General features: G+C 70.4%; 20 protein-coding genes. 10 read left to right on the forward strand and 10 right to left on the reverse strand.

Annotated elements, in window-relative coordinates:
• Nucleotides 1-3: 3 nt before the first annotated feature.
• Nucleotides 4-363, reverse strand: a complete 360-nt coding sequence (locus LW587_RS03355) for a hypothetical protein (protein WP_232628180.1) — start codon at nt 361-363, stop codon at nt 4-6.
• Nucleotides 364-514: 151 nt separating this feature from the next.
• Between LW587_RS03355 and LW587_RS03360 the strand changes: the two genes are divergently transcribed.
• Nucleotides 515-769 (forward strand): hypothetical protein, encoded by a 255-nt coding sequence (locus LW587_RS03360; protein ID WP_232628181.1) that lies wholly within the window; start codon nt 515-517, stop codon nt 767-769.
• Between the two features lie 7 nt (nt 770-776).
• Here the strand turns inward: LW587_RS03360 and egtD are convergent, their stop codons facing one another.
• Entirely contained in the window at nt 777-1727 is a 951-nt protein-coding gene (egtD, locus tag LW587_RS03365; RefSeq protein WP_232628182.1) for an L-histidine N(alpha)-methyltransferase, read from the reverse strand.
• 27 nt (nt 1728-1754) lie between these two features.
• The gene (locus tag LW587_RS03370) at nt 1755-2702 is read right to left on the reverse strand and encodes a methyltransferase (RefSeq protein WP_232628183.1); all 948 of its coding nucleotides are present in this window, start codon (nt 2700-2702) and stop codon (nt 1755-1757) included.
• 335 nt (nt 2703-3037) lie between these two features.
• Here LW587_RS03370 and LW587_RS03375 point away from each other — a divergent pair, with 335 nt between their 5' ends.
• The 7 genes from LW587_RS03375 (at nt 3038) to LW587_RS03405 (ending at nt 13952) form a co-directional block, all read left to right on the forward strand.
• Nucleotides 3038-5119: an OPT family oligopeptide transporter gene (locus LW587_RS03375; RefSeq protein ID WP_232628184.1), complete on the forward strand. Its 2082-nt coding sequence runs from the start codon at nt 3038-3040 to the stop codon at nt 5117-5119.
• Nucleotides 5120-5275: 156 nt separating this feature from the next.
• Nucleotides 5276-5581 (forward strand): 50S ribosomal protein L28, encoded by a 306-nt coding sequence (gene rpmB, locus LW587_RS03380; protein ID WP_232628185.1) that lies wholly within the window; start codon nt 5276-5278, stop codon nt 5579-5581.
• 104 nt (nt 5582-5685) lie between these two features.
• The gene (locus LW587_RS03385) at nt 5686-6615 is read left to right on the forward strand and encodes an AEC family transporter (RefSeq protein WP_232628186.1); all 930 of its coding nucleotides are present in this window, start codon (nt 5686-5688) and stop codon (nt 6613-6615) included.
• Nucleotides 6616-6725: 110 nt separating this feature from the next.
• The gene (locus LW587_RS03390; protein WP_232628187.1) at nt 6726-8423 is read left to right on the forward strand and encodes a lysine--tRNA ligase; all 1698 of its coding nucleotides are present in this window, start codon (nt 6726-6728) and stop codon (nt 8421-8423) included.
• 314 nt (nt 8424-8737) lie between these two features.
• The gene (locus tag LW587_RS03395) at nt 8738-9100 is read left to right on the forward strand and encodes a hypothetical protein (RefSeq protein WP_232628188.1); all 363 of its coding nucleotides are present in this window, start codon (nt 8738-8740) and stop codon (nt 9098-9100) included.
• A gap of 114 nt (nt 9101-9214) precedes the next feature.
• Nucleotides 9215-12544 (forward strand): hypothetical protein, encoded by a 3330-nt coding sequence (locus tag LW587_RS03400; protein ID WP_232628189.1) that lies wholly within the window; start codon nt 9215-9217, stop codon nt 12542-12544.
• A gap of 331 nt (nt 12545-12875) precedes the next feature.
• Nucleotides 12876-13952: a helix-turn-helix transcriptional regulator gene (locus LW587_RS03405; protein ID WP_232628190.1), complete on the forward strand. Its 1077-nt coding sequence runs from the start codon at nt 12876-12878 to the stop codon at nt 13950-13952.
• A gap of 12 nt (nt 13953-13964) precedes the next feature.
• Here LW587_RS03405 and LW587_RS03410 read toward each other — a convergent pair whose 3' ends face one another.
• The 5 genes from LW587_RS03410 to fabA all read right to left on the reverse strand — a co-directional run bounded on the left by LW587_RS03410 (nt 13965) and on the right by fabA (nt 18736).
• Nucleotides 13965-14366 carry a DoxX family protein gene (locus LW587_RS03410; RefSeq protein WP_232628191.1) on the reverse strand — a complete coding sequence of 134 codons (402 nt, stop codon included), beginning with the start codon at nt 14364-14366 and terminating at the stop codon, nt 13965-13967.
• Nucleotides 14367-14409: 43 nt separating this feature from the next.
• Nucleotides 14410-15156: a flagellar type III secretion system pore protein FliP gene (gene fliP, locus LW587_RS03415; protein ID WP_232628192.1), complete on the reverse strand. Its 747-nt coding sequence runs from the start codon at nt 15154-15156 to the stop codon at nt 14410-14412.
• Between the two features lie 316 nt (nt 15157-15472).
• Nucleotides 15473-16309: an enoyl-ACP reductase FabI gene (gene fabI, locus LW587_RS03420; protein ID WP_232628193.1), complete on the reverse strand. Its 837-nt coding sequence runs from the start codon at nt 16307-16309 to the stop codon at nt 15473-15475.
• 435 nt (nt 16310-16744) lie between these two features.
• Nucleotides 16745-17971 carry a beta-ketoacyl-ACP synthase I gene (gene fabB / locus LW587_RS03425; RefSeq protein WP_232628194.1) on the reverse strand — a complete coding sequence of 409 codons (1227 nt, stop codon included), beginning with the start codon at nt 17969-17971 and terminating at the stop codon, nt 16745-16747.
• 225 nt (nt 17972-18196) lie between these two features.
• Nucleotides 18197-18736, reverse strand: a complete 540-nt coding sequence (gene fabA / locus LW587_RS03430) for a 3-hydroxyacyl-[acyl-carrier-protein] dehydratase FabA (protein WP_232628195.1) — start codon at nt 18734-18736, stop codon at nt 18197-18199.
• Nucleotides 18737-18998: 262 nt separating this feature from the next.
• Between fabA and irr the strand changes: the two genes are divergently transcribed.
• Nucleotides 18999-19502 carry a Fur family transcriptional regulator Irr gene (gene irr, locus LW587_RS03435; RefSeq protein WP_232628196.1) on the forward strand — a complete coding sequence of 168 codons (504 nt, stop codon included), beginning with the start codon at nt 18999-19001 and terminating at the stop codon, nt 19500-19502.
• Between the two features lie 54 nt (nt 19503-19556).
• On the opposite strand, the gene LW587_RS03440 is transcribed toward irr, so the two are convergent.
• On the reverse strand, nt 19557-20150 hold the full coding sequence (locus LW587_RS03440) for an SH3 domain-containing protein (RefSeq protein WP_232628197.1): 594 nt from the start codon (nt 20148-20150) through the stop codon (nt 19557-19559).
• A gap of 222 nt (nt 20151-20372) precedes the next feature.
• Here LW587_RS03440 and LW587_RS03445 point away from each other — a divergent pair, with 222 nt between their 5' ends.
• The gene (locus LW587_RS03445; RefSeq protein WP_232628198.1) at nt 20373-21377 is read left to right on the forward strand and encodes a 2-hydroxyacid dehydrogenase; all 1005 of its coding nucleotides are present in this window, start codon (nt 20373-20375) and stop codon (nt 21375-21377) included.
• Between the two features lie 410 nt (nt 21378-21787).
• Here LW587_RS03445 and LW587_RS03450 read toward each other — a convergent pair whose 3' ends face one another.
• Nucleotides 21788-23461 (reverse strand): formate--tetrahydrofolate ligase, encoded by a 1674-nt coding sequence (locus tag LW587_RS03450; RefSeq protein WP_232628199.1) that lies wholly within the window; start codon nt 23459-23461, stop codon nt 21788-21790.
• Between the last annotated feature and the right edge of the window lie 42 nt (nt 23462-23503).

Genomic DNA, 23503 nt, shown 5'->3' on the forward strand with positions numbered 1-23503 from the left:
CTGTCACGCACCCGGTCGTGCGCCGTCCTTGCCCTGCGCGTCCGTGCGATACGATCCAGAACCCGCCGGCACATAGGCCCAGTCCGTCAGGGTCGGCGGCAGGCCCAGGCGGCGAAGATCCAGGCCGCAACGCGGCTTATGGACGAGGTTTCGGGACAGGTTCGAGGCCGCGACCGCGGGCGTCTCGTAGCAACCGAGGAGTTCATCCTCCCACAACACGGCGAAGCATGCCGTGCCCGCCAGGCGCATGGGCTCGATCCGAAACTCACCCTGGCAGGTGGCGTAGAGCCAGCACTCGCCCGACATCGGCACATCCCCGGAAATATCGTGCCGAATAACGCCAGGATCGGAGACAGAGTTCAAGGGCGATCGTCGAACAGGCGCCTCGATCCGTTTCCCGATCCGGCGGAGGCGGCGTTCGCCGGGTCGCCCGATGGCACGCGACGGCCTGCGCGCTCGACAGGGAATGGGGAGCCGCTAGGGTCCGCGGCCACCCGTTTCGGAATCTGCGATCATGGCCCTCAAGACCACCTACGTCGTCCAGGCGTTTGAGCTGAAGCGCAAGCGGCTGGTGCCGGGCGCGAAGGAGGTCGTCGGCACGGAAAGCGGCGCGCTCAAGAAGGCAGAGGCCTGGGCCTCGCGGATGCCGGGGGCGGCGGCGTTGCGGATCGTCGCCGACGACGAGACCGGCGAATTGGAGAACATCGCGGTCCTCGAGGCCTTCGGCCAGACGCCGGACGACTTCGCCGACAACCTCCAGGGCGGATGAGCCCGCCTCAGGCGGCGAGGAGGTGGAGGCTGAATCCCTCCTCCGGGTCGAGCCAGACCTGCTTCGAGCGCCAGCCGGCCCGCCCGGCGAGGCGCCGGAACGCCTCGGGCGTGTATTTGTGGGAGTTGTCGGTGTGGATGCTCTCGCCGGCCTCGAACCGGATCGGCGTCGGGCCGATCCGGTAGGTGGCGGGGGCGAGCGCCGTCAGATGCGCTTCCACCCGGAAGGGATCGTCCCGCAGCCGGGCCTCATGCCGGAAATTGTCGGGGTCGAAATCGGCGTCGCATTCCCGGTTCAGCCGCGCGAGCAGGTTGCGGTGCAGGGCCGCCATCAGGCCATCGGCATCGCCGTAGGCACGGGCGAGGCGGGTGCGGTCGTGGGTCGGGTCGACGCCGACGAGGAAACGGCTCGGCCCCAGGGTGGTGTGGGCGCGCCGCAGGAACAGCGCCGCCTCGGCGGGCAGGAAGTTGCCGATGCTGGTGCCGGGAAAGAAGCCGAGAACCGGCGCGCCCGCCAGGCCAACGGGCAGATGCACCGGCTGCGAATAGTCGGCACAGACCGGAATCATCTCGACCTGCGGGTAGTCCGGCGCGAGGCGCTCGATCGCGGCCTGCAGGTAGGCGCCGGAGATGTCGAGGGCGATGAAGCGGGCCGGCCGCTCGAGAGCATCGAGCAGGGTTCGGATCTTGCGGCTCGCACCGCTGCCGAACTCCACCACCGTCGCCCCCGGAGGCATCAGCGCCGCCACCTCCGCCGCGACACGGGGCAGGAGGGCCATCTCGGTCCGGGTCGGATAATAGTCGGCGCTGCCGCAGATCCGATCGAACAAGTCCGAACCGGTCTCGTCCCAGAGGAGCTTGCCCGGCAACTGCTTCTGCGGGCGTGACAGCCCGTCGAGCACTGCCTGCAACAGGGCGGCCCGCGGGTCCGGCGAAGGTCCGTTCTCGGTGTCGGCCATGGGGCGGTTGTCCTCGGTTCGGGGCCGTCAGGCCGGGCGGGTGGCGGTCAGCACCACGAGGGCGATGCGGTCGGCCTCGGCATAAGCCGGGCTATCGAGTTCCTCGCCATAGGCATCGGGATCGAACTCCCGGTACGCGACCCGCAGCCCCGCGCGCGCGCAGACGGCAAGGGCGGCCTCGCGGAAGGGGTCCCCACCGCGGACGATGACCGAGCCCGTGAACAGCACGAGGCTGCCGCCGGGCGCGAGGCGCTCGGCCGCCGCCTCCACCACGGCCAGGGACAGACCCTCGCCGTAGGCTCCGCCGCCATGCCGGTAGGTGCGCCCGCCGCGGTCGATCATGAAGGGCGGGTTCGAGACGATGAGGTCGAACGCGCCCTCGACCTCGCGCAGGAGGTTGCTCTGCCGGGGCACGATGTTGGTGACGCCCGCGGCCCTGGCGTTGATCCGCCCGGCCCGCAGGGCGGCCGGGTTGATGTCGACGAGCAGGACCTCGGCGTCCCTCGCGCGCTTGGCCACCGCGATCCCGGCGGCTCCCGAACCCGCCCCGAGATCCACGGCGCGGCGCACGGGGGCGGCGCGTTCGGCAAGAAAGGCCGTGACGGCCGAGACGAAGCGGACGGTGTCGGGCCCGAAGAACACCGCGTCCGTCGCGTTCGGCGGATAGGCCGTGTGCAGGAACAGCTCGCCGTCGAGGCTCGAGAGCCGGATCGTAGCGCGCCATCCCCCCTCGACGGGCTCGACCACGCCCGCACGACGCATCGCCGCCAGCATCTCCGGTGACACGATCGCCTCGCGGAACGGCCGGCTCCACCCGAAGATGTCGCGCAGGTCGCGGGCCCAGAGGGCGTCCGGGCGCGCGTTGACCCGGGCATGGCTCGCAGGCGTCACCGTGGTGAAGCGGTAGCCGGTCTCCCGCACCGATCCGATCAGCGCGACGAGCGCCCCCTCCGTGTCCGGTCGTTCCTGCCGCATCAATCACCTGCCCTCGTCCGATCGCGCATCGGGGCCCGGGCAGCGGCCTTCCGTCGTGCGGAAGGCCTTCGTCGCATCCCCGGAGCCCGCAACGGCCGAGAACCGGAGCTGATCGTTCTTGTTCCGAAATTCGCTTTCGAGGCGCGCGATTTAACCTGAGTTAAGCCTTGGAGTGATGGCTAAAAATCTCCATCGTTCGATCGACATCAGAACCGTTACTGATGAACACGGTTTCCGGTTGAATCGACCGCGGCTCGGCGTCGGGGGCCCGACGATCCGGCATCCTCCGCCCCACCGCCCGCGGAGGCTGTCGAGCCCGAGAGGAGGCCCGCCGCATGGACGCGCAACCGGACGCGCAGACCGAGCCGAACAAGCGGGGCGCCAGGAGCCACCCTCCAGAGATGACATGGCGCGGCCTCGCGCTGGGGGCGGCCATCACGGTCGTGTTCATGGCCGCCAACATCTACATGGGCCTGAAGACCGGGATGACGTTCTCGTCGTCGATCCCCGCCGCGATGCTGGCGATGGGCCTGCTGCGGCTGTTCGGGAACCCCTCGATCCTCGAAAACAACATCGTCCAGACCCAGGCCTCGGCGGCCGGGACGCTGTGCAACGTCATCCTCGTCCTACCGGGCCTCGTCCTGATCGGCCATTGGCACGGCTTCCCCTTTTGGCAGACCGCCGGGGTGTGCCTCCTCGGCGGGTTGCTCGGCGTCGCCTCTTCGATTCCCCTGCGGCGGGCGCTGGTGAAGGGGGCGGGATTGCCGTTTCCGGAAGGCGTCGCCGCCGCCGAGGTGCTGCGGGCGGGCGACCCGGCGCAGGGCGGTGCGGATCAGGGGCAAAGTCTGCGGGCGCTTCTCGGCGCCGGCACGGCCGCCGCGCTGATCGCGCTCGGCACCAGCGGCCTGCGCGTCCTCGGCGAGGGGCTGCACGCCACGATCCAGGCGGGCCAGGCGGTGTTCCGCCTGGGGACCGGCTTCTCCCTCGCGCTCGTCGGCGTCGGCTACCTCGTCGGGATCGGCGCCTGCCTGGCCCTGCTCACCGGCGTCGCCATCGCCTGGGGGGCGGCGGTGCCGATCCTCACCGCCCTCGGCCCGGGCGGGGGCGCCGAGCCGGCCGCGGCGGCGGAGGCGGTCTGGTCGGAGCAGGTGCGGCTGATCGGGGCCGGCATCATCGCGGTCGGCGGACTCTGGACGGTTGGCCGGCTCGCGCGGCCGATCCTCGCCAGTATCCGCGATGCCCTGACGGCGGCCCGCGGCGGCAGCGGGGGCCTCGGCGACCTGCCGCGGCAGGAGCGCGACATTCCGATCACCTGGGTGGCAGGAACCGCCGCATTCCTCACCCTGCCGCTGGCGGGCCTGTTCGGCTGGTTCGCGGCCGGGGCCGAGCTCGGGCGCCTCTACGGCGTCCTGATTCTCGCCGCGACCCTGTTTGCGGTGCTGTTCGGCTTCCTCATGGCGGCGGCCTGCGGCTACCTCGCCGGCCTCCTCGGCTCGTCCTCGAGCCCGATCTCGGGCATCGGCATCCTCACCACCATGCTGGTCGCCCTGCTGCTGCCGCTCCTGATCGGGCGCGCCGCGGGGCCCGAGGGTGACCGCTTCGTCATCGGCTTCGCCCTGCTCGTCGCCTCGGTGATCGTCACCATGGCCTCGATCGCCAACGACAATCTGCAGGATCTCAAGACCGGCCAGCTCGTCGATGCGACGCCGTGGCGTCAGGAGACGGTGCTGCTCGCGGGCGTCGGCGTCGGGTCCCTGGTGATCGGGCCGCTGCTGGCGCTCCTGTACAATGCCTACGGCTTCGTCGGAGCCCTGCCGCGTCCCGAGATGGATGCCGGCGCGGCTCTGCCGGCGCCCCAGGCCGCGCTGATGACGCAGATCGCCAGCGGCATCGTCCACGGCGCTTTGCCCTGGCGCATGGTGGTGATCGGGATGGGGCTCGGCGCGGGGCTCGTGGCCCTCGAATCGTGGCTGCGCCGGAGGGGCCGGACCTTTCCGGCCCTGACCGTCGGCATCGGGATCTATTTGCCCCTGACCGTCGTCGTTACCATCGCGATCGGCGGGGTGATCGCCTGGGCGAGCGAGCGAACGTTTCGGGCCCGCCATCGGTCGGTGGCTCGGGATGCGGATCAGGATCGGGCCTACGAGGCGGTGCGCCGCCGCGGGGTGCTGCTCTCCTCCGGCTTCCTTGTCGGCGAGAGTTTCGTCGGCGTCCTCATCGCCGCCGCCGACACCGTCGCGGGCCGCAGCGCCGCCCTGGCCGTGGTCGGGCCGGATTTCGCGATGGTCGCCACCGGCCTCGGCCTCGCGGTCTTCCTCGTCGCCCTGGCTTTGTTCACCTGTCTGGTCGCGCGGGCACCCGGCTCAAGCGAGCCCGACGGGGGTGCGCCGCCCCAGCGCTGCCGCTTTCCACCTTGACGAATCCGGTCGGCCTCCCCTATAGGCTCGCCACTTCCATAGGACTCCGCCGGTATCGATTGACGCGAGGGTTCGATGCCCTCGGCGCGCGAGCCGTGCGGCTTTGCCGAACGCTTCAGCGCCGAGACCCGGCCAAACGTTGACAGGACTGTACCAATGTCGCGTCGCTGCGAACTCACGGGCAAGGCCGTTCAGGTCGGTCATCTCGTGAGCCACTCGAACCACAAGACCAAGTGCCGGTTCCTGCCGAACCTGTGCAACGTCACGCTGCAGTCGGACACGCTCAACCGCCGGGTTCGCCTGCGGGTGACCGCCCATGCCCTGCGCTCGGTCGAGCACCGTGGCGGCCTCGACGCCTTCCTCGTGAAGGCCCGCGAGGGTGAGCTGTCGCAGACGGCCCGCCTGCTCAAGCGCGACATCGAGAAGAAGCTCGCTGAGACCGCGGCCCCCGCCGCGGCGTAAGTCGCCAGGCCGCCCTGGCGCGGCCGCATCGAGATCGGGAGGCCGCTGGACACACTCGTCCGGCGGCCTTTTTTCGTTTCGCCGATCGAAAGCTTGAGCGGCCGATGACCGCCTTCACCCTCATCATCCCGATCTTCGGGATCGTGCTGATCGGCTGGCTGGCCTCCCTGGCCGGGCTCATCTCCGAGCGCGTGAGCGACGGACTCTCCGAATACGTCTTCGCGCTCGCCGTGCCGGCGCTGATTCTCGCCACGCTGACCCGGCCTGGACTCACGGGCGAGATCGCCTGGGGGTTCTGGGTCAGCTATTTCGGCGGCGTCGCCGTCGCCTGGGCGATCGGCTCGCTGATCGCGCGGCAATACGAGGGGGTCGACCGTCGCGGTACCGTGCTGCACGGCTTCGCCGCGAGCCAGTCGAACACCGTCTTCGTCGGCGTGCCGATGATCTTCCAGGCCTATGGCGAGGCCGGCGCCTTCCCGCTCTTCATGCTGCTCGCGGTGCACCTGCCGCTGATGATGGGCGTGGCGACCTTCATGATCGAGTCGGAGGGTGGGCGCCCGCTGGGACAGCGCCTCAAGACGCTGGGGCTCGTCCTTGTGAAGAACCCGATCTTCCAGGCTCTCGTCGTCGGCATGGCCATGAAGGCGACGGGCCTCTCCCTCTCGGGCATTCCCAAGACCCTGATCGACGCGCTCGCCGGCACCGCCTCGACCTGCGCCCTGATCGCCCTCGGCGCCGGCCTCACTCGCTACAAGGTGCTGCACGACCTGCCGGGGGCGAGCGTGGTCTCGGCGCTCAAGCTCCTGGTGCATCCGCTTGCGGTCTACCTCCTGGCCTTCCACGTCTTCACCATGCCGCCGGCCTATGCGGGCGTGGCGGTGCTGTTCGCCGCGAGCCCCGTCGGCATCAACTCCTACCTGCTCGCCGTCCGCTACAAGACCGAACAGGGCTTGGTGGCCGCCGCCGTCCTCGTCTCGACACTGGCCGGCGCCGCGACCACGATCCTCTGGCTGTTGGTCTTGGGCCGTGGATGAGCCGCGTTGACCCAGCTGGTACCGCTCCATAGGGTGCGCCCCTTCGCGCGCCCGCTCCGTTCCTGATCGAACCGGCCGGCGCCCGCTGGCCTCACGCAAAGCCGTTCCCGATGTCTACGCCCCTTCGCCTCGATCCCGACATCCTGGAGGCCGCCGCCTCCGCCGCCGCCTGGCCGTTCGAGGAGGCGCGCAAGCTCGTGGCGCGGCTGGAGCGCAAGCCCAAGGCCGAGATTCTGTTCGAGACCGGCTACGGCCCCTCGGGCCTGCCGCATATCGGCACCTTCGGCGAGGTGGCCCGCACCTCGATGGTGCGCCACGCCTTCCGGGTGCTGACGAAGGACGCGGTGCCGACCCGGCTGATTGCCTTCTCCGATGACATGGACGGCCTGCGCAAGGTCCCGGACAACGTGCCGAATCGCGCGGCCCTGGCCGAGGCACTCAACCTGCCGCTGACGAAGGTCCCCGACCCGTTCGGCACCCACGAGAGCTTCGGCCACCACAACAACGCCGAGCTGCGCCGCTTCCTCGACGCCTTCGGCTTCGAGTACGAATTCCGCTCGGCGACCGAGTGCTACCGCTCGGGCGTGTTCGACGACGCGCTCCGCCTCGTGCTCGACCGCTACGACGCCGTGATGGCGATCATGCTGCCTTCCCTGCGGGCGGAGCGCTCGGCCTCCTACGCGCCCTTCCTGCCGATCCACCCCGTCACCGGCCACGTGATGCAGGTGGCGATCGACGAGGTTCGGCCGTCCGCCGGCACCATCGTCTGGCGCGACCCGGCGACGGGGGAAGCCTACGAGACCCCGGTGACGGGGGGCCACGCCAAGCTGCAGTGGAAGCCCGACTGGGCGATGCGCTGGGTGGCGCTCGGCATCGATTACGAGATGGCCGGCAAGGATCTGATCGATTCGGTCAAGCTGTCGGGTCAGATCGCCCGCGCCCTCGGCGCCGAGCCGCCCGAAGGCTTCAACTATGAGCTCTTCCTCGATGAGAAGGGTCAGAAGATCTCGAAGTCGAAGGGCAACGGCCTGACGATCGACGAGTGGCTGACCTACGCGACGCCCGAGTCGCTCGCCTTGTTCATGTACAACAAGCCGCGCGAGGCCAAGCGCCTGTTCTTCGACGTGATCCCGCGCCACGTCGACGAGTACGACAATTTCCTCGGCCGCTATGCCGGCCAGGAGGCCAAGCACCAGCTCGGCAATCCGGTCTGGCATCTGCACAGGGGCGCCCCGCCGGCCGTCGAAACCATCGACGAGGCGGGCACCACGCTCTCCTTCGGCATGCTGCTCAACCTCGTGGCCGTGGCCAATGCCGAGAACGAGGCGGTGCTGTGGGGCTTCATCCGCCGCTACGCGCCCACCGTCGGGCCGGACACGCATCCGCGCCTCGCCAGCCTCGTCACGCGGGCGCTCGCCTATTACCGGGACTTCGTGCGCCCGCAGAAGCAGTACCGTGCGCCCACCGAGGAGGAGGCCGCGGCCCTGCGCGACCTGTCGCAGACCCTGACCGAGCACGAGGATTCGACCGATCCAGAGGCGCTCCAGGCGATCGTCTACGAGGTCGGCCGTCGCCATTTCCCCGACCTCTCGGGCAAGGCCAAGAGCCCGGACGGGCGGCACGGCGTGGCCAAGACGTGGTTCGCCTCGATCTACAACGTGTTGTTCGGCGAGGCGCAGGGCCCCCGCTTCGGCTCGTTCATCGCCCTCTACGGCGTCCCGGGCACGCGGGCCCTGATCGAGAAGGCGCTGAGCGGCGCATTGCTGGCCGAGCACAGCGCGTTCCTGGAGACCCGCAAGGCGGCGTGACATGGGCGGTCCTGCCCCGCGACCCGGGGCAGGACGGTCTTTCGCCGCGGTCCACGGAGCCGATTCGGCCGACGCTGCGCGCCTGCCGTCCCGGATGCGAGATCCCAAGACATTGCGCCGGTCTTGCCGACGCTTGCCTCGGCGGACGGCAGAACTTCTGACAAATCCCTGCTATGCTGCCCTGTCGAAAATAAAGACGGAATAATAAGTCCGTTCTGAGGGGTCCTTGGACCGCATCGTTGCGCCGCCGCGTCCGCGGCTGGTCTGTCGGCCGGCGGCGCGTCCCGGGACCCCACATCCTCAGGGAGACACCCATGAAACACGTCGCGGCTGCCACGGCCCTTCTGCTCGCGCTGCCGATGGCGGCTTCGGCCCAACAGGCGCCGCCGAGCGATACGGACCGCCAGCAGGCGAATGCGGTCAAGCTTGCGGGGCTCGTGCGCTTCGTGGGCGAGGCCTGCCCGGAGGCGAGCCCGGATTACGAGCGGTTCAAGGCCGTCGTCGCCGCCATGGGGGTCGATCTCGACGCGATCTCGAAGGGCGAGCTGCTGATGCGCAGCATGAGCTACACCGAGGCCTACCGGAAGGACGTGCCGGCGAGTTGCCGCAAGGCGGAGGAGCTGTTCGGCGAGAAGGGCACCAGCGTGCCGGGCCTGATCCGGCGGAAAGCCTCGTAGCCCACCGCTCCCGGCTTAAGCGCCCATTCACCGCGTTCGGCGAGAGTGCCCGCACGAGTGGCGTATGGCGGCCGGCCCGGATGGGCGCGGCCGCAGCGAGTGCGGGCGGGGGTGATGGGGGGACGGGCCGGTCAGGCATCGCGTCGGCCGCCGGGCTGGGGCGCCCGGAAGGCCATCCTGCGGGCGGGCCTCGCCCTCGCCCTGTGCGGCATTGCCTTCGACGTCGAGGCGGCCCGGCTGATCTTGGCCAAGGGCGCGCAGGCCGACGGCTATGGCCGCATCATCCTGACCTTCGACGCCCCGGTCTCCGTGAAGGCGAAGCTCTCGGGCGCCGTCCTCGTGCTCGGCCTCGGCGAGCCCGTCTCCCCCGGGCCCGACCGGATCGCCGCCGGCATGCCCGACTACGTCTCCGCGGTGCGGCGCGATCCTGACGGCTCCGCCCTTCGACTCGCCCTGCAGCGTCCCTACCGGGTCAACGTCCAGGACGCCGCCGAGCAGGTGTTCATCGACCTCCTGCCCGAGAGCTGGAGCGGCTACCCGCCGCCGCTCCCGCCGGAGACCGTGGCGGCGCTCGCCCGCCGAGCCGCGGCGGCCGAGGCCAGCCTGAAGGCGCGCAACCCGGCGCCCCCGCCGCGCCCGATCGCCCTGGAATTGTCGCGCGGTGCCGTGCGGACCCGGATCAGCCTGCGCCTGCCCGCGGGCAGCGAGGGCCGCTTCGCCCCGGACGGGGCCGGAACCCGCCTGACCCTGCCGGGGGCGTGGCGCATCGACGACCTCTCCCTGCGCGGGCGGCTCGAGCCCGCCATCGGCCGCCTCACCATCGAGACCGAGGCCGGCGAAGCGCGCCTCATCGCCATCCCGGCCGACGGAATGACCGTTTCGACGGCCCGGGACGAGGATCTGTGGACGATCGACTTCCTGACCAAGCCGCCAAAGCCCGCCGACGCGCCGGCGCCCGCCGCTTCGCAGGCCCCCGTCGTTCCGCGGAGCGCCGCCGACACCGGCCGGGAGACGTCGCCGCCGGCCGCGGCGAAGCCGGCGTCCGCCGTTGCGGCCGCAGCGGAGCCCTCGCGCAAGGCCGGCTCCGGGCTCGTCTTCCCCTTCGCCAGGCGGGTCCCCGCGGCCCTGTTCGAGCGGGCGGGCCTCGTCACGGTGGTGTTCGCGACGACCGACCTGGTCACGGTGCCGGATCCCGTCCGGACCGGCTTCACGCCCGTCGGCCGGCCCACCCGCAGCGGCGGCCTCACCATGCTGCGCTTCAAGCCGCCCGCGGGGCGCCTCGTCGATCTCCTGCCGGTCACCGAGCCCGAGGGCTGGGAGCTGGTGGCCGGGGAGGGCCTGACCCCAAGCGAGAGCCTGATCGCCCAGCGGGCGCCAGGCCCCCAGGGCCGGATCGGCATCGGCTTGCGCCTGCCCGGCCCCGGCCCGGCCGGCTGGCTCGACCTCGACGGTGAACGCATCGCCGTCGTCACCGCGGACGGCCTTCGCCACGCGGGGGTCGCCAAGGCTCAGCGCTTCGTGGACTTCGAGCTGATCCCGAGCCGCGTCGGGCTCGCGGTCCTGGCGCTCGCCGACGACCTCACGGTACGGCCCGAACTCGACGGCATCGCCATCGCGCGCGAGGGCGGCATGGCTGTGTCCGGCGTGTCCCGGCCGGCCGACCCGCCGGTCGGCCCCGTGGCCGACCTCGTGATCGATCGCGACGCCTGGGAGCGGGCCCAGCGCGGCGACGTGCGGCAGACATTGCGGGAGTTGCAGACCGTCGCGCTCGACGCCCATCGCCGGGACCGGGGTCAGGCGCGGCTCGCCCTCGCCGGGGCAATGATGGCCAACGGCCTCGACGCGGAAGCGCTCGGCGCCCTCGACGCCGCTGCGAGCGACGACGTGGTGATCGACGGCGACCGCAGGACGGTCCTGATGCGGGCCATCCTGCGCCTGCGCATCGGTCGGGCCGAGGAGGCCCGCAAGCTCCTGACGGACGCGGCCTTCGCCGCGAATCCGGAGGCGCGACTCTGGCGCGGGCTCGCGGAGGCGCGAGCCGGCCGCTGGCGCGAGGCGGACGCCGCCCTGCGGGCGGGCGAGCCAGTGCTGGAACGCTACCCGGAGCCGTTGGCCTCGCTGTTCCACGTCGCCGCCGCCGAAGCCGCCGTCGAGATCGGGGACTGGGCCGAGGCCGCGCGCGCCTCGACTGCGGCGACCCGGGCGGCGAACGACGAGACCCGCGACCGGCTCACCCTGCTGCGCGCGCGCATCGACGAGGCGACCGGCCGCGGGGTCGCAGCCCTGCCGGCCTACGAGACTTTGAGCGAGCGGGCGCCCTGGCCCGTGGCGGCGGCGGCGACCCTGCGGGCGGCGGCCTTGGGCCACGCCCTCGGCAAGACCCCGCTGCCCGACGCCATCGACCGGCTCGAGGGGCTCCAGCTCATGTGGCACGGCGGCCCGACCGAGATCGGGACGCTGGCGACGCTCGGCGGCCTCTACGAGGAGGCCGGGCGCTGGCGCAAGATCTTCACCACCGCGCGGCGCGGCAACGTCCTGGCGCCGGATGACCCCGAGATCCGCGCCCTGCACGAGCGGGCCCAGAGAGTGTTTGAGGAACTGTTCCTCGGCGCCCGCGGCGAACGGCTCGGCGGCATCGAGGGGCTGGCCCTCTACTTCGATTTCCAGGACTTCGCGCCGCCGGGGCGGCAGGCCGACGAGATCGTGCGGCGGCTCGCCGACCGGCTCGTCGCCCTCGACCTGCTCGATTCCGCCGACGAGTTGCTGGACTACCAGATCCGTCACCGCCTGAGCGGTGCGGCCCGCGCCGGGGTCGCGGCCCGGCTCGCCACGATCCGGCTCATGGAGGGGAGGGCGCTCGACGCCCTCGCGGCCCTCGATGCCACCCATCTTCCCGAGCTGCCCGAGGACGTGCGCCGCGCCCGTGCCCTGCTGCGGGCCCGCGCGCTCTCCGATCTGTCGCGCACGGACCTCGCCCTGGAGACCATCGAGGGTGAGACCGGCGCGGATGCCGAGCGGCTGCGGGCCGACATCCTGTGGTCGGCCCGGCGCTGGCGCGAAACCGGCGAGGCGCACGAGGCGATGCTGGGACCGGCCTGGCAATCGGGCAAGCCCCTCGACGACGCGGCCCGCGCCGACGTGATCCGCGCCGGCATCGCCTACGGGCTGGCGGGGGAGAGCCTGGGTCTGGAACGGCTGAAGGCGAAGTTCGCGGGTGCGATGGCCGAGAGCGCGGATGCCCGCACCTTCGCGATGCTGACCCGCCCCGACGCCGCCCGCAACCCGGCCTTCCGCGAGGCGGCGCTGAAGGCGACGAAAGCCGAGACGCTTGCGGCCTTCCTCGCCGAGTACCGCCGCCGCTACCCCGACACCGCCGTGCCGGAGCGGGGCAGCGAGGTGCCCGGCAACCGCGCCGAGGCCCCGGGCACGACGCCGCCGGGCTAGACTCGTGCGCGATCGAACCGAAGCGAGCGCGCGCCTCTCCATCCTCGTTGGATCGCGCGCCCCCGTGCCGAACCGGGGACCCCATCGGCGACGAGCGTTCCAGAGGATCGTCCCGAACAGTGGTTTCCGGCTCGTCCGAATAGGACGACCGCACAGACCAGACCCCACTCACAGAGGCCAGATTCCAGGGGACATCTTTCAGGGGGCACTGATCTCGCTCCGTCCTCGTGCCGCGTCAGCGTATCCCGAGATCCGGTCTCGCCCTCTCGGATCGATCCTGTAGACTGACGAGGCTCGGTTGCAGGCGTCCGAAGGACTCGCGCAAGACTCGATGCCCGAAGATCTGGTCGAACGCATCTACGAGGCCGCCTTCGTGCCCGATCGCTGGGCCGGCGTCCTGGATGAGGTCAACGCTGTGTGCGGGGCCGCGGCCTCGTCGCTTCTGGTGTTCGATCCGGTCGCCCCGCCGCGCTTCAAGGCGACCCGTCTCACCCATGACAGCCTCACGGCCTTCACGCTGAGCGGGGCCTGGAAGGTCAATCCGCGGGAGAAGGTCGCCGCCCGGGCTCGCTGGGCCGGTTTCCAGGACGTGTCGGCCGGACTGACGGAGGAGGAGAGGCGCGACGATCCGGTCGGGCGCAGCCTCGCCGCCCTCGGTCTCGGCTGGCAGATCGGCACCATCATCCCCCTGGCCCTCGGCCAGCAGGCGGTCGTCACCTGCGAGCGCCGCATCGCCGACGGGCCCTACGAATCCGGGGCGATCGACCGGCTCGACGCCCTGCGGCCCCATCTCGCCCGCGCGGTCCTGATGGCGGCGCGTCTCGGCCTCGAACAGGCCCGGGCGGCCGTCGCGACCCTGGCGGGCGTCGGGCTGCCGGCCGCCGTGCTCGCGGGCGGGGACCGGGTCGTCGCGGTCAACCACCTGCTCGAGGCGACGCCCGACATCCTGCCCGGCGCACATGGCCGTCTCATCCTCGCCCATCCAGTGGCAAACCGAATGCTGCGCGAGATCCTCGCCACGGGTGAAGCGGCCTCCGTCGCGCGCTCGATTCCCGTGCCGGCGACCCGCGAGCGGTCCGCCGGAATCGTACACGTCATGCCGCTGCGGGGCGCGGCCTACGAGATCATGGGCGGCTTCACGCTGGTCGTGCTGGCCGGGATCGGCATGTCCGGGAACGTGCCCTCGCCCGGGGTCGCCGCGGGCCTCTACGACCTGACGCCGCGGGAGGCGCAGCTGGCGATCACCCTCGCCGCCGGCCTGCCGCTGAAAGAGGCCGCCGAGGCGTGCGACCTGCGCCTCTCGACCGCTCGCTCCTATTTGGAGCCGATCTTCCGCAAGACCGGGACGACCCAGCAGAGCCAACTCGTCGCCCTGCTGAAGGGGACCCTGCTGGCGTCGCTGCCCTGAGGGGGAGAGCGGTCAGAAGCGTCCGCGCCCGCGCTGGGCGTCCAGGCTCCACGGGCCGGGTCCGGCGAAGGCGATGTAGAGGAAGACGAAGCAGAACAGGATCGCGGCATCGCCGCCATTGAGCGCCGGGAAGACGCTTTTGGGCGCATGGGCGATGAAGTAGGCGAAGGCCATCTGGCCCGAGAGAAGGAAGGCGACCGGCCGGCTGAACAGGCCGACGACGAGAAGCGCGCCGCCGACGAGTTCGAGTAGGCCGGCGATGCCCGAGAGCGACAGCAGCGGCGGGTTCATGCTGCTCGCCGGGAAACCCAGGATCTTCTGCGTGCCGTGCGCCAAGAAGATGAGCGCCGAGACGATGCGCAGGATGCTCAGCATCCGCGGGGCCCACGGCGCGGTGACGGTGGTCAGGTCCATACGTTCGCGTCCTTGCTCGATCGGGCGCGCGCGGGCGCCAGCGTCAGCTTCCGTAGCTCTGAACGAGCGAACCCGCCACCAGCGTCCAGCCATCGACCAGCACGAAGAAGATCAGCTTGAACGGCAGCGCCACGGTCGCGGGCGGCAGCATCATCATGCCCATCGCCATCAGAACGGACGCGACCACGAGGTCGATGATGAGGAAGGGGATGAACAGGAGAAAGCCGATCTCGAAGGCGCGGCGCAACTCCGAGATCATGAAGGCGGGGGTCACGATCTCAAGGCCCAGGGCCTCGGGACCGGCCGGGGTGGGCTGGCGTGCCATGTCGAGGAAGAGCTTCAGGTCCTTCTCGCGCGTGTTGCGCAGCATGAAGGTCTTGAAGGGTGCGGAGGCCCGCTCGAAGGCCTGGGATTGGCTGATCTGCCCGGCCATGAGGGGTTCGATCCCGAAGCGGTAGGCCTCACGCCCGGTCGGCGCCATGACAAAGGCGGTCAGGAACAGAGCGAGGCTGACAATGACGGCGTTGGGCGGCGCGGTCTGCGTGCCGAGGGCCGAGCGCAGGATCGACAGCACCACGACGATCCGGGTGAAGGCGGTCGCCATCACCAGCACCGAGGGCGCCAGGGCCAGCACCGTGACGAGGGCGACGAGCTGCAGCGCCCGCTCGGTCGTGCCGCCCGCGCCGAGATCGAGCGTCACGCTCTGGGCAACGGCCGCGCCGCCGCTGCCGACGAGCAGCAGGCCGGCGAGGACGGGGGAGGGGAGCCGAGCTCGAATCGAGGCGATCATCGCGGGCCGCACCCTGGGATGCAGGGGATGCACAGACAAGCGGCGCGACGACACGCTCGCACATCGGCCGGAGCCATCGAGGCCGGCCCCCGAAACAATCCGATGCGGCTCCGGGCCCGAGAGCCTCGCCGCGGATCCGAGATGCGGGATCCTGGTCGAGGGCTCCGACCGCCCGTCGCGACCGGCTTGCCGGAGTGGCAACCCCTCTGGGGACACCCGAGAGGCGGGCTCATCCCGCCGCGCGAACCCGGACATTTGGCTGGGGTGACCGATGATGCGGGCGTGGGGCCTGGCTCCGGGGCGAGGCCCGGGGCGGTCACGACACGTCGTCGCCGACGACGCCGGCCTCGTCCTGGGCCTGGAGCACTTCGGGGCGGGGCATCGAAATGATGTTGTAGCCCGAATCGACGAAGTGGATCTCGCCCGTCACGCCGCCCGACAGGTCGGACAGAAGGTAGAGCGCCGAATTGCCGACGTCCTGGAGCGTCACGGTCCGGCGCAGGGGCGCGTGTGCCTTCTGGTGATTGAACATCAGCCGGGCATCGGCGATGCCGGCCCCCGCCAGCGTCCGCATCGGGCCGGCCGACAGGGCGTTGACCCGGACGTTGTCGGGGCCGAGATCGGTGGCGAGGTAGCGCACGGACGCCTCGAGCGCCGCCTTGGCCACGCCCATCACGTTATAGTTCGGCATGACCCGGGTCGAGCCCGCATAGGTCAGCGTGAGCAGCGAGCCGCCCCGGGGCATGCGCGCGGCGGCCCGCTGGGCGATCTCGGTGAAGGAAAAGCACGAGATCGTCAGAGTCCGCGTGAAGTTCGCGCGGGTCGTCACGTCGACGTAGCGGCCCTTGAGCTGCGCCTTGTCGGAGAAACCGATGGCGTGGACGACGAAGTCGATGCCCTCGGGGAAGCGCTCGTCGAGGGCGGTGAAGGTGGCATCGACGGTGGCGATGTCCTCGACATCGCACGGCAGGACGATGTCGGAGCCGACCGAGGCCGCCAGCGGCGCCACTCGGCGCCCGAGGGCCTCACCCTGGTAGGTGAAGGCGAGCTGTGCGCCATGCCGGTGAAGCGTCTGGGCGATGCCCCAGGCGATTGAGTGATCGTTGGCGACACCCATGATCAGGCCGCGCTTGCCTGCCATCAAACCTGTCATTCGCTCGAACCCATACGCGTTTCCCGGTGGGACGCCGCAACGCCCGCGACGACGCTTAGCCCGCCGAACGCCGCGCTGTCCACGCGCGGCACCCGACAAGCGAAAGCCCCGCCGCGGGGCGACGGGGCCGCTTGAGACGACAGACGGAGCTTAGAAGTAGCCGCGCGTGCCTGATTGAGCATCGTCGATCAGCGCCTGTTTGGCGCGCCACGCGAGACTGCCTGCGACACCGAGGCCGGCAACACAGACAAAGGCGAGAAATCCGATCATGGCACGTTTCCGATCACAAGTCCCAAACGCGCAAGACGCGGGTCGGTTCCGAGATCAGCCGATCCTAGACTTGGCCGTAAGCTACGCCGTACTCTTCGCAACTGCGAAGGTTTGAAGAAGCTTGGCCGCGGCACTGCAAAAGCGCCCCGGCCAGAGCTTGTCCGTTCACGCGTCGGGGTGTTTGAGCACCAGGGTCGCGTTGGTGCCGCCGAACCCGAAGGAGTTGGACATGACGTGGCCGAGCTTGGCCCCGTCGCGCCGCTCGCGCAGGATCGGCATGTCGGCGAAGGCGGGGTCGAGTTCGTCGATATGCGCGCTCTCGCAGATGAAGCCGTTGTTCATCATCAGGAGCGCGTAGATCGCCTCCTGCACGCCGGTCGCGCCAAGGGAGTGGCCGGTGAGCGATTTGGTCGCCGAGATCGGCGGACAAGCGTCACCCGCTCCGAACACCTCGCGGATCGCTTCGATCTCCTTGTCGTCGCCGACGGGCGTCGAGGTCGCGTGCGGGTTGATGTAGTCGATCGTGACGCCCTTCAGGTCTTCCATGGCCTGACGCATGCAGCGCACCGCGCCCTCACCGGAGGGCGCCACCATGTCGTGCCCGTCGGAGGTCGCGCCGTAGCCCGCCACCTCGCCGTAGATGCGCGCGCCCCGCGCCTTGGCGTGATCGTACTCTTCCAGCACCAGCACGCCCGCGCCGCCCGCGATCACGAACCCGTCGCGGTTCGCGTCATAGGCACGCGAGGCGCGGGCCGGCGTGTCGTTGTAGCGCGATGACATGGCGCCCATGGCATCGAACAGGACGGAGAGGGTCCAGTCCAGTTCCTCGCAGCCGCCCGCGAAGATGATGTCCTGCCGGCCGCCGCGGATGATCTCGGCCGCGTTGCCGATGCAGTGGTTGGAGGTCGCGCAGGCCGAGGAGATCGAGTAGTTCACGCCGCGGATCTTGAACCACGTCGCGAGCGTCGCCGAGGCCGTCGAGGACATCGCCTTCGGCACCGCGAAGGGACCGACCCGCTTCGGGCCCTTGTCCCTGGCGATCGCCGCCGATTCGACGATGGTGCGGGTGGACGGTCCGCCCGACCCCATGATGATGCCGGTGCGATCGTGCGAGATCTCGCCGGGCTCCAGGCCCGCATCGCGGATCGCCTGCTCCATGGCGACATGGTTCCAGGCGGTGCCACCGCCGTGGAAGCGCATGGCCCGTCGGTCCACCGCCTCCTCGGCCACGAGGGATGGTGCCCCCGCGACCTGGCTGCGGAAGCCGTGGGCGGCCTGCGCCTCGGCATAGGCGATGCCCGAACGGGCCTCGCGCAAGGAGGCGAGAACCTCCTGGGTATTGTTGCCGATGGACGAGACGATGCCCATCCCGGTGATGACGACACGCCGCATGGTGGCTCGGGCTTCTTGCGCCGCGGTCAACGCGGCGTTTCCTCAGGGCGTCAGTTAGGATGATGCGCGCCCAATCTCAACTGCCTGCATCGCTCGGAGCCGCCGTGTGCTGCGGAATGATGCAGAAGCACCCCCATGAGCACCGCCTGCCGGGCAGGGCCGGGGCGTCGTCAGCCCCCCCGCGCGCCGCGTCGGGCTGCCGCGCGCGGCCGCGCTTCGCCGAGGTCAGGACCGGAACAGGGCCACGCGCAGGTCGTTCGCCTCATAGATGCGCCGTCCGTCCGCCTCCAACCAGCCGTCGGCGATGCCGAGAACGAGCTTGCCCGTGCGGACGCGCTTGATGTCGATCCCGTAGACGACCTGTTTGACGCTCGGCAGGACCTGATCCGAGAACTTCACCTCGCCGACGCCGAGCGCCCGGCCGCGCCCCAGGGCACCGAGCCAGCCCAGATGGAAGCCCACGAGCTGCCACAGGGCATCGAGGCCCAGGCAGCCGGGCATGACGGGATCGCCCTTGAAGTGGCAGGGGAAGAACCAGAGGTCCGGGCGGATGTCGAACTCGGCGCGCACGTGGCCCTTGCCGTGGGCGCCGCCCTCGGTGCCGATCGAGGTGATGCGGTCGAACATCAGCATCGGCGGGAGGGGAAGCTGGGCATTGCCCGCCCCGAACAGCTCGCCCCGTCCGCAGGCCAGGAGCTCGTCATAGGCGTAGCTCGAAGCCCGCTGCGGTGCCGCATCGTCGGGTTGCTGCTCTTGAGAGGCCATGGAGAGGGTGCGAGTCCTCGTTGACGGACGGTGTCCGAACGGTCGCCGGACGGGAAATGACGGGAACGGCGCCTCGTTAGCACAGCCTTCGCGCCCGCTCAAAGCCGCCGCTCCCGCCCGGAGGCAGGCCGGAGGACCCTCCCGCACGCAGCCCCCCCTTGCGACCACAGACGGACGGCCCTGCTCGGGTTGCCGCAGCGAGGTATCCTCCGTATACTTTTCCTCTCGTGTTCTGTTCCGTTTGTGGGAATCAGTCCCAGCAATGTCCGATCTGACGCCTCTCCAGGCCGTGTTGAACGCGCGGGCCCCCTCGTCGGCCGATCCGGCCGGCCCGCGGCGCGGCTGCCCGCTGTCCGACCTGCGCGATCGTCTGCGCCGGGCCGGGCTGCGCCCGACGCGTCAGCGCCTGTCTCTCGGCTGGCTGCTGTTCGGGCGCGGCGACCGTCACCTGACCGCGGAAATGCTCTACGACGAGGCGATGCGGGCCAAGGTGCCGGTCTCGCTCGCGACCGTCTACAACACCCTGCATCAGTTCACCGAGGCCGGCCTCCTGCGCCAGCTCGCGCTGGACGGATCGAAGGCCTATTTCGATACCAACCCGAGCGAGCACCACCACTTCTTCCTCGAGGAGGAAGGCGCCGTCATCGACATGCCGGAATGCGGCATCTCGGTCGACTCGCTGCCCGAGGCCCCCGATGGCATGGAGATCGCCGGCGTCGAGGTCATCGTGCGCCTGCGCCGCCGCGCCACGTCCGGCCGCGCCTGATTCGGCGCACGGGATCGGACGGCAAAAGGGCCCGTTTCCGGGCCCTTTTTCGTGTCAGTCGAGGGTCTCGTCGGGGTAGACCCCCCAGAGGCGGTCCTGGCGGATGTAGCCGTCGACATCCCCCCGCTTCTCCGGCAGGGCCACGACGAGGCGGCACCATTGTCCGGTGCAGCTCTTCACGCTGCCGATCACGCCGGGTTGCAGCCGCGCCTCCTCGCCCGACGCATCGTCGGCCCGCGCCTTCAGCGGCACGATCGACTTGGCCGCGTCCGCCTTCTCGCCCGAAGGCGGGATGACGAGGGCGGTGCGCCGGCCCGACAGCAGCGAGTGCAGAACCCAGCCCTCCGTGCCCTCCGAATCGCGGATGCGGCGCCACGTCTCGAACTCGGCGACGATCTCGATCGGCAGGCCGGCCCTCTGGAACACCCACAGGGTGCGATGGTCCTTGGACGGGCCCTCGCGCAGGTTGACGCGATCGGTCTTGAGGCTGGCGTAACGGGGCAGGGGCAGCTTGGTCACCGGCCCCCGGTTCAGCTCCGGAACGGGGGCGGGCGCCGCCCGCGAGGTCAGCGGGGTGAGCAGGGCGAGCACGGCCGCGAGGAGAGCGAGGCGGGCGGGGTTCACCAAGGGAAGGGCGGGCGGGCGCATGGTCCGTCGTCTTTCAATCCGTGGTTCCTTCGGAGGGCCGATCCGCACACCGCAGACCGGTCCGCATTGTGTTCCCCGACCTCTCTGGTAGAGAGGCCGGACGTCCTGCGGTGCGACCGGAGGCCGGCCGGTCCGCTTTCCGGCCCCATCTGGCCGCAGCGTGGTTAAGGGAGCGTAAGCCAGGCTCCCGACCGGGGACGGACGGCGTCGCGGGGAGGATACATGTCGTCGTTGAAGCGCAAGCCGCTCGTGGTCGTCTCGCGGCGTCTGCCGGACGCGGTCGAGACGCGCATGCGCGAATTGTTCGACACCCGTCTCAACCACGACGATGCGCCCCTCTCGCCCGAGGCGCTCGCGACGGCGATCCGCGAGGCCGACGTGCTGGTCCCGACCGTGACCGACGAGATCGGTCCGGGCCTTCTCGCGCAGGCGGGCCCCAACCTGCGGCTGATCGCCAATTTCGGCAACGGCGTCGATCACATCGACGTCGCCGCCGCCTTGGAGCGCGGCATCACGGTCACCAACACCCCGGGCGTCCTCACCGAGGACACCGCCGACATGACCATGGCGCTGATCCTGACCGTGGCGCGCCGCATCGCCGAGGGCGCCCGGATCATTCCCGACGACGACTGGACCACGGGCTGGTCGCCGACCTGGATGCTCGGACGGCGCATCACCGGCAAGCGGCTCGGCATCGTCGGCATGGGCCGCATCGGCCAGGCGCTCGCCCGGCGGGCGCGGGCCTTCGGCCTGTCGATCCACTACCACAATCGCCGCCGGGTCCCGACGAGCATCGAGGAATCGCTCGACGCCACCTACTGGGAATCCCTCGACCAGATGCTGGCGCGCGTCGACATCGTCTCGGTGAATTGCCCGCACACGCCCGCGACCTATCACCTGCTCTCGGCCCGCCGCCTCAAACTGCTCAAGCCCGAGGCCATCGTGGTGAACACCGCCCGCGGCGAGGTGATCGACGAGAATGCCCTGGCGCGGCTGATCGAGGCGGGAGAGATCTCGGCGGCCGGCCTCGACGTGTTCGAGCAGGAGCCCGCCGTGAGCCCGCGGCTCGTGCGGCTCGCCCGCACCGGCAAAGTCGTCCTGCTGCCGCATATGGGTTCGGCGACCCACGAGAGCCGCACCGACATGGGCGAGAAGGTCATCATCAACATCAAGACCTTCATGGACGGCCACCGCCCGCCGGACCGCATCCTTCCCAGCATGCTCTGAGAACGGCACCCTTCAGGCTCGGCCGGGCGGTTCCGGATCGGGCTCAGGGAGCAGGAGTCTTGAAAGCGCCGCGGATCGCACCACGAGAGAACGGGCGAGAGAACGGGGTTGTCGACCGGGATCCCGCCCCCGCGCGCATCGGCGTGACGGGCGGCTCGTGGCGCTCGGCCGATCGCCGGCGCATCGCCCGCGTCGATTTCAGAAAAGCCGCACCCAGGAACGGCCGAACCCGGCCGCTCAGCCCGATGGCGAACCCGGCCCCGCCAGGGTGGCTTTGCGGACCCGTCGAACAGGCACCCGTAAAAACGTTTTGAGGGCGTCGTCCTGGGTCACAGCCCCAGGACGACGCCCTCGCTCTTCGTGCCGGCTGCCGTCGCGACAGCCGGCGACCACCCTTCGGAATCGACGTCCTAGAACAGGCCGTCGATCTGCCCGTTGGCGTCGAGGCGAATCGTATCGGCCGCCGGGACCTTGGGCAGACCCGGCATCGTCATGATCTCTCCGCAGATCACCACGACGAAGCCCGCGCCCGCCGAGAGGCGCACGTCGCGCACCGAGACGAGATGGCCCGAGGGCGCGCCCATCAGGGTCGGGTCGGTCGAGAACGAGTACTGCGTCTTGGCCATGCAGATCGGCAGGTGGCCGTAGCCATCCTTCTCGAAGCCGGACAGTTTGGCGGCGGCCTTCGATTCGATCTGGATGTCGGACGCACCGTAGAGCTTGGTCGCGATGGCCTTGATCTTGTCGGTGAGCTTGGTGTCGGTCTCGTAGGCGAAGGTGAGCGGCTTCTGCTCGCCCTCGGCCAGTTTGACCACGGCCTGGGCGAGCTGTTCGGCGCCCGCGCCGCCCTCCGCCCAATGCTTGCAGGTGATGGCCTCGACCTGGAGCCGGTCGCGGCACAGCTCCTTCAGCCGGGTGTGCTCCGCGTCGGTGTCCTGGAAGAAGTGGTTCACGCCCACGACCACCGGCAGGCCGAAGCTCCGCACGTTCGTCACGTGGCGCTCCAGGTTGGCGAAGCCCTTCTCGAGAGCCTCGAGGTTCTCGCTGGCGAGATCCTTCTTGTTGACGCCGCCATGCATCTTGAGCGCCCGGATGGTCGCGACGATGACGACCGCGGAGGGCTTCAGGCCGGTCTGGCGGCACTTGATGTCGAGGAACTTCTCCGCGCCGAGATCGGCGCCGAAGCCCGCTTCCGTCACGACGTAGTCGGCGAGCCGCAGGCCGGTCTGGGTGGCGATCACCGAGTTGCAGCCATGGGCGATGTTGGCGAAGGGGCCGCCATGGATCAGCGCCGGGTTGCCTTCCAGGGTCTGGACGAGGTTGGGCTGAAGGGCGTCCTTGAGCAGCACCGTCATGGCGCCAGTGGCCTTCACCTGGGCCAGCGTCACCGGCTTGCGGTCGCGGGTCTCGGCGATGACGATGCGGCCGAGGCGCTCCTCGAGATCGGCGAGGTCACGGGCGAGGCAGAACACCGCCATGACCTCGGAGGCGACGGTGATGTCGAAGCCGTCCTCGCGCGGGAAGCCGTTGGCGACGCCGCCAAGCGACTGGTTGATCGCGCGCAGGGCCCGGTCGTTCATGTCGACGACCCGGCGCCAGTGGATGCGGCGCACGTCGATGTTGAGCTCGTTCGCCCAGTAGATGTGGTTGTCGATGAGCGCCGCCGCGAGGGAGTGCGCCGAGGTGATGGCGTGGAAATCGCCGGTGAAGTGCAGATTGATCTGCTCCATCGGCACGACCTGCGCCTTGCCGCCGCCGGCCGCGCCGCCCTTCATGCCGAAGCAGGGGCCGAGCGAGGGCTCGCGCAGGCAGGCGACGGTGGCCTTTCCGATGCGGTTGAGGCCGTCGGACAGGCCCACCGTGGTCGTGGTCTTGCCCTCGCCCGCGGGCGTCGGCGAGATCGCGGTGACCAGCACGAGTTTGCCCTCGGGCCGGCCGTCGAGCGACTTGATGAAGTCGTGGTCGATCTTGGCGATGTGCTTGCCGTAATTGTGCAGGGCCTCGTCGGGGATGCCGATCTTGGTGGCGACCTCGGCGATGGGCTTCAGGGTCGCCGCGCGGGCGATCTCGATGTCTGAGGGCATTTCTCTCACCGTCGTTTCTTGTGGCGCGGGCGCGAACGCACC

Source organism: Methylobacterium sp. Leaf118, from assembly GCF_920984675.1.
Taxonomy (GTDB): Bacteria; Pseudomonadota; Alphaproteobacteria; order Rhizobiales; family Beijerinckiaceae; genus Methylobacterium.

What these genes read in the sequence shown, in the direction of transcription:
- LW587_RS03375 (WP_232628184.1), top strand. Translation starts at nt 3,038, where the DNA reads ATGGACGCGCAACCGGACGCGCAGACCGAGCCGAACAAGCGGGGCGCC.
- fabA (WP_232628195.1), bottom strand. Translation starts at nt 18,736, where the DNA reads ATGGCCTCTCAAGAGCAGCAACCCGACGATGCGGCACCGCAGCGGGCT.
- fabB (WP_232628194.1), bottom strand. Translation starts at nt 17,971, where the DNA reads ATGCGGCGTGTCGTCATCACCGGGATGGGCATCGTCTCGTCCATCGGC.
- LW587_RS03445 (WP_232628198.1), top strand. Translation starts at nt 20,373, where the DNA reads ATGTCGTCGTTGAAGCGCAAGCCGCTCGTGGTCGTCTCGCGGCGTCTG.
- LW587_RS03410 (WP_232628191.1), bottom strand. Translation starts at nt 14,366, where the DNA reads ATGGACCTGACCACCGTCACCGCGCCGTGGGCCCCGCGGATGCTGAGC.
- LW587_RS03440 (WP_232628197.1), bottom strand. Translation starts at nt 20,150, where the DNA reads ATGCGCCCGCCCGCCCTTCCCTTGGTGAACCCCGCCCGCCTCGCTCTC.
- LW587_RS03370 (WP_232628183.1), bottom strand. Translation starts at nt 2,702, where the DNA reads ATGCGGCAGGAACGACCGGACACGGAGGGGGCGCTCGTCGCGCTGATC.
- egtD (WP_232628182.1), bottom strand. Translation starts at nt 1,727, where the DNA reads ATGGCCGACACCGAGAACGGACCTTCGCCGGACCCGCGGGCCGCCCTG.
- LW587_RS03390 (WP_232628187.1), top strand. Translation starts at nt 6,726, where the DNA reads ATGTCTACGCCCCTTCGCCTCGATCCCGACATCCTGGAGGCCGCCGCC.
- fliP (WP_232628192.1), bottom strand. Translation starts at nt 15,156, where the DNA reads ATGATCGCCTCGATTCGAGCTCGGCTCCCCTCCCCCGTCCTCGCCGGC.
- LW587_RS03450 (WP_232628199.1), bottom strand. Translation starts at nt 23,461, where the DNA reads ATGCCCTCAGACATCGAGATCGCCCGCGCGGCGACCCTGAAGCCCATC.
- LW587_RS03395 (WP_232628188.1), top strand. Translation starts at nt 8,738, where the DNA reads ATGAAACACGTCGCGGCTGCCACGGCCCTTCTGCTCGCGCTGCCGATG.
- LW587_RS03385 (WP_232628186.1), top strand. Translation starts at nt 5,686, where the DNA reads ATGACCGCCTTCACCCTCATCATCCCGATCTTCGGGATCGTGCTGATC.
- LW587_RS03405 (WP_232628190.1), top strand. Translation starts at nt 12,876, where the DNA reads ATGCCCGAAGATCTGGTCGAACGCATCTACGAGGCCGCCTTCGTGCCC.
- LW587_RS03400 (WP_232628189.1), top strand. Translation starts at nt 9,215, where the DNA reads ATGGGGGGACGGGCCGGTCAGGCATCGCGTCGGCCGCCGGGCTGGGGC.
- fabI (WP_232628193.1), bottom strand. Translation starts at nt 16,309, where the DNA reads ATGACAGGTTTGATGGCAGGCAAGCGCGGCCTGATCATGGGTGTCGCC.
- rpmB (WP_232628185.1), top strand. Translation starts at nt 5,276, where the DNA reads ATGTCGCGTCGCTGCGAACTCACGGGCAAGGCCGTTCAGGTCGGTCAT.
- LW587_RS03360 (WP_232628181.1), top strand. Translation starts at nt 515, where the DNA reads ATGGCCCTCAAGACCACCTACGTCGTCCAGGCGTTTGAGCTGAAGCGC.
- irr (WP_232628196.1), top strand. Translation starts at nt 18,999, where the DNA reads ATGTCCGATCTGACGCCTCTCCAGGCCGTGTTGAACGCGCGGGCCCCC.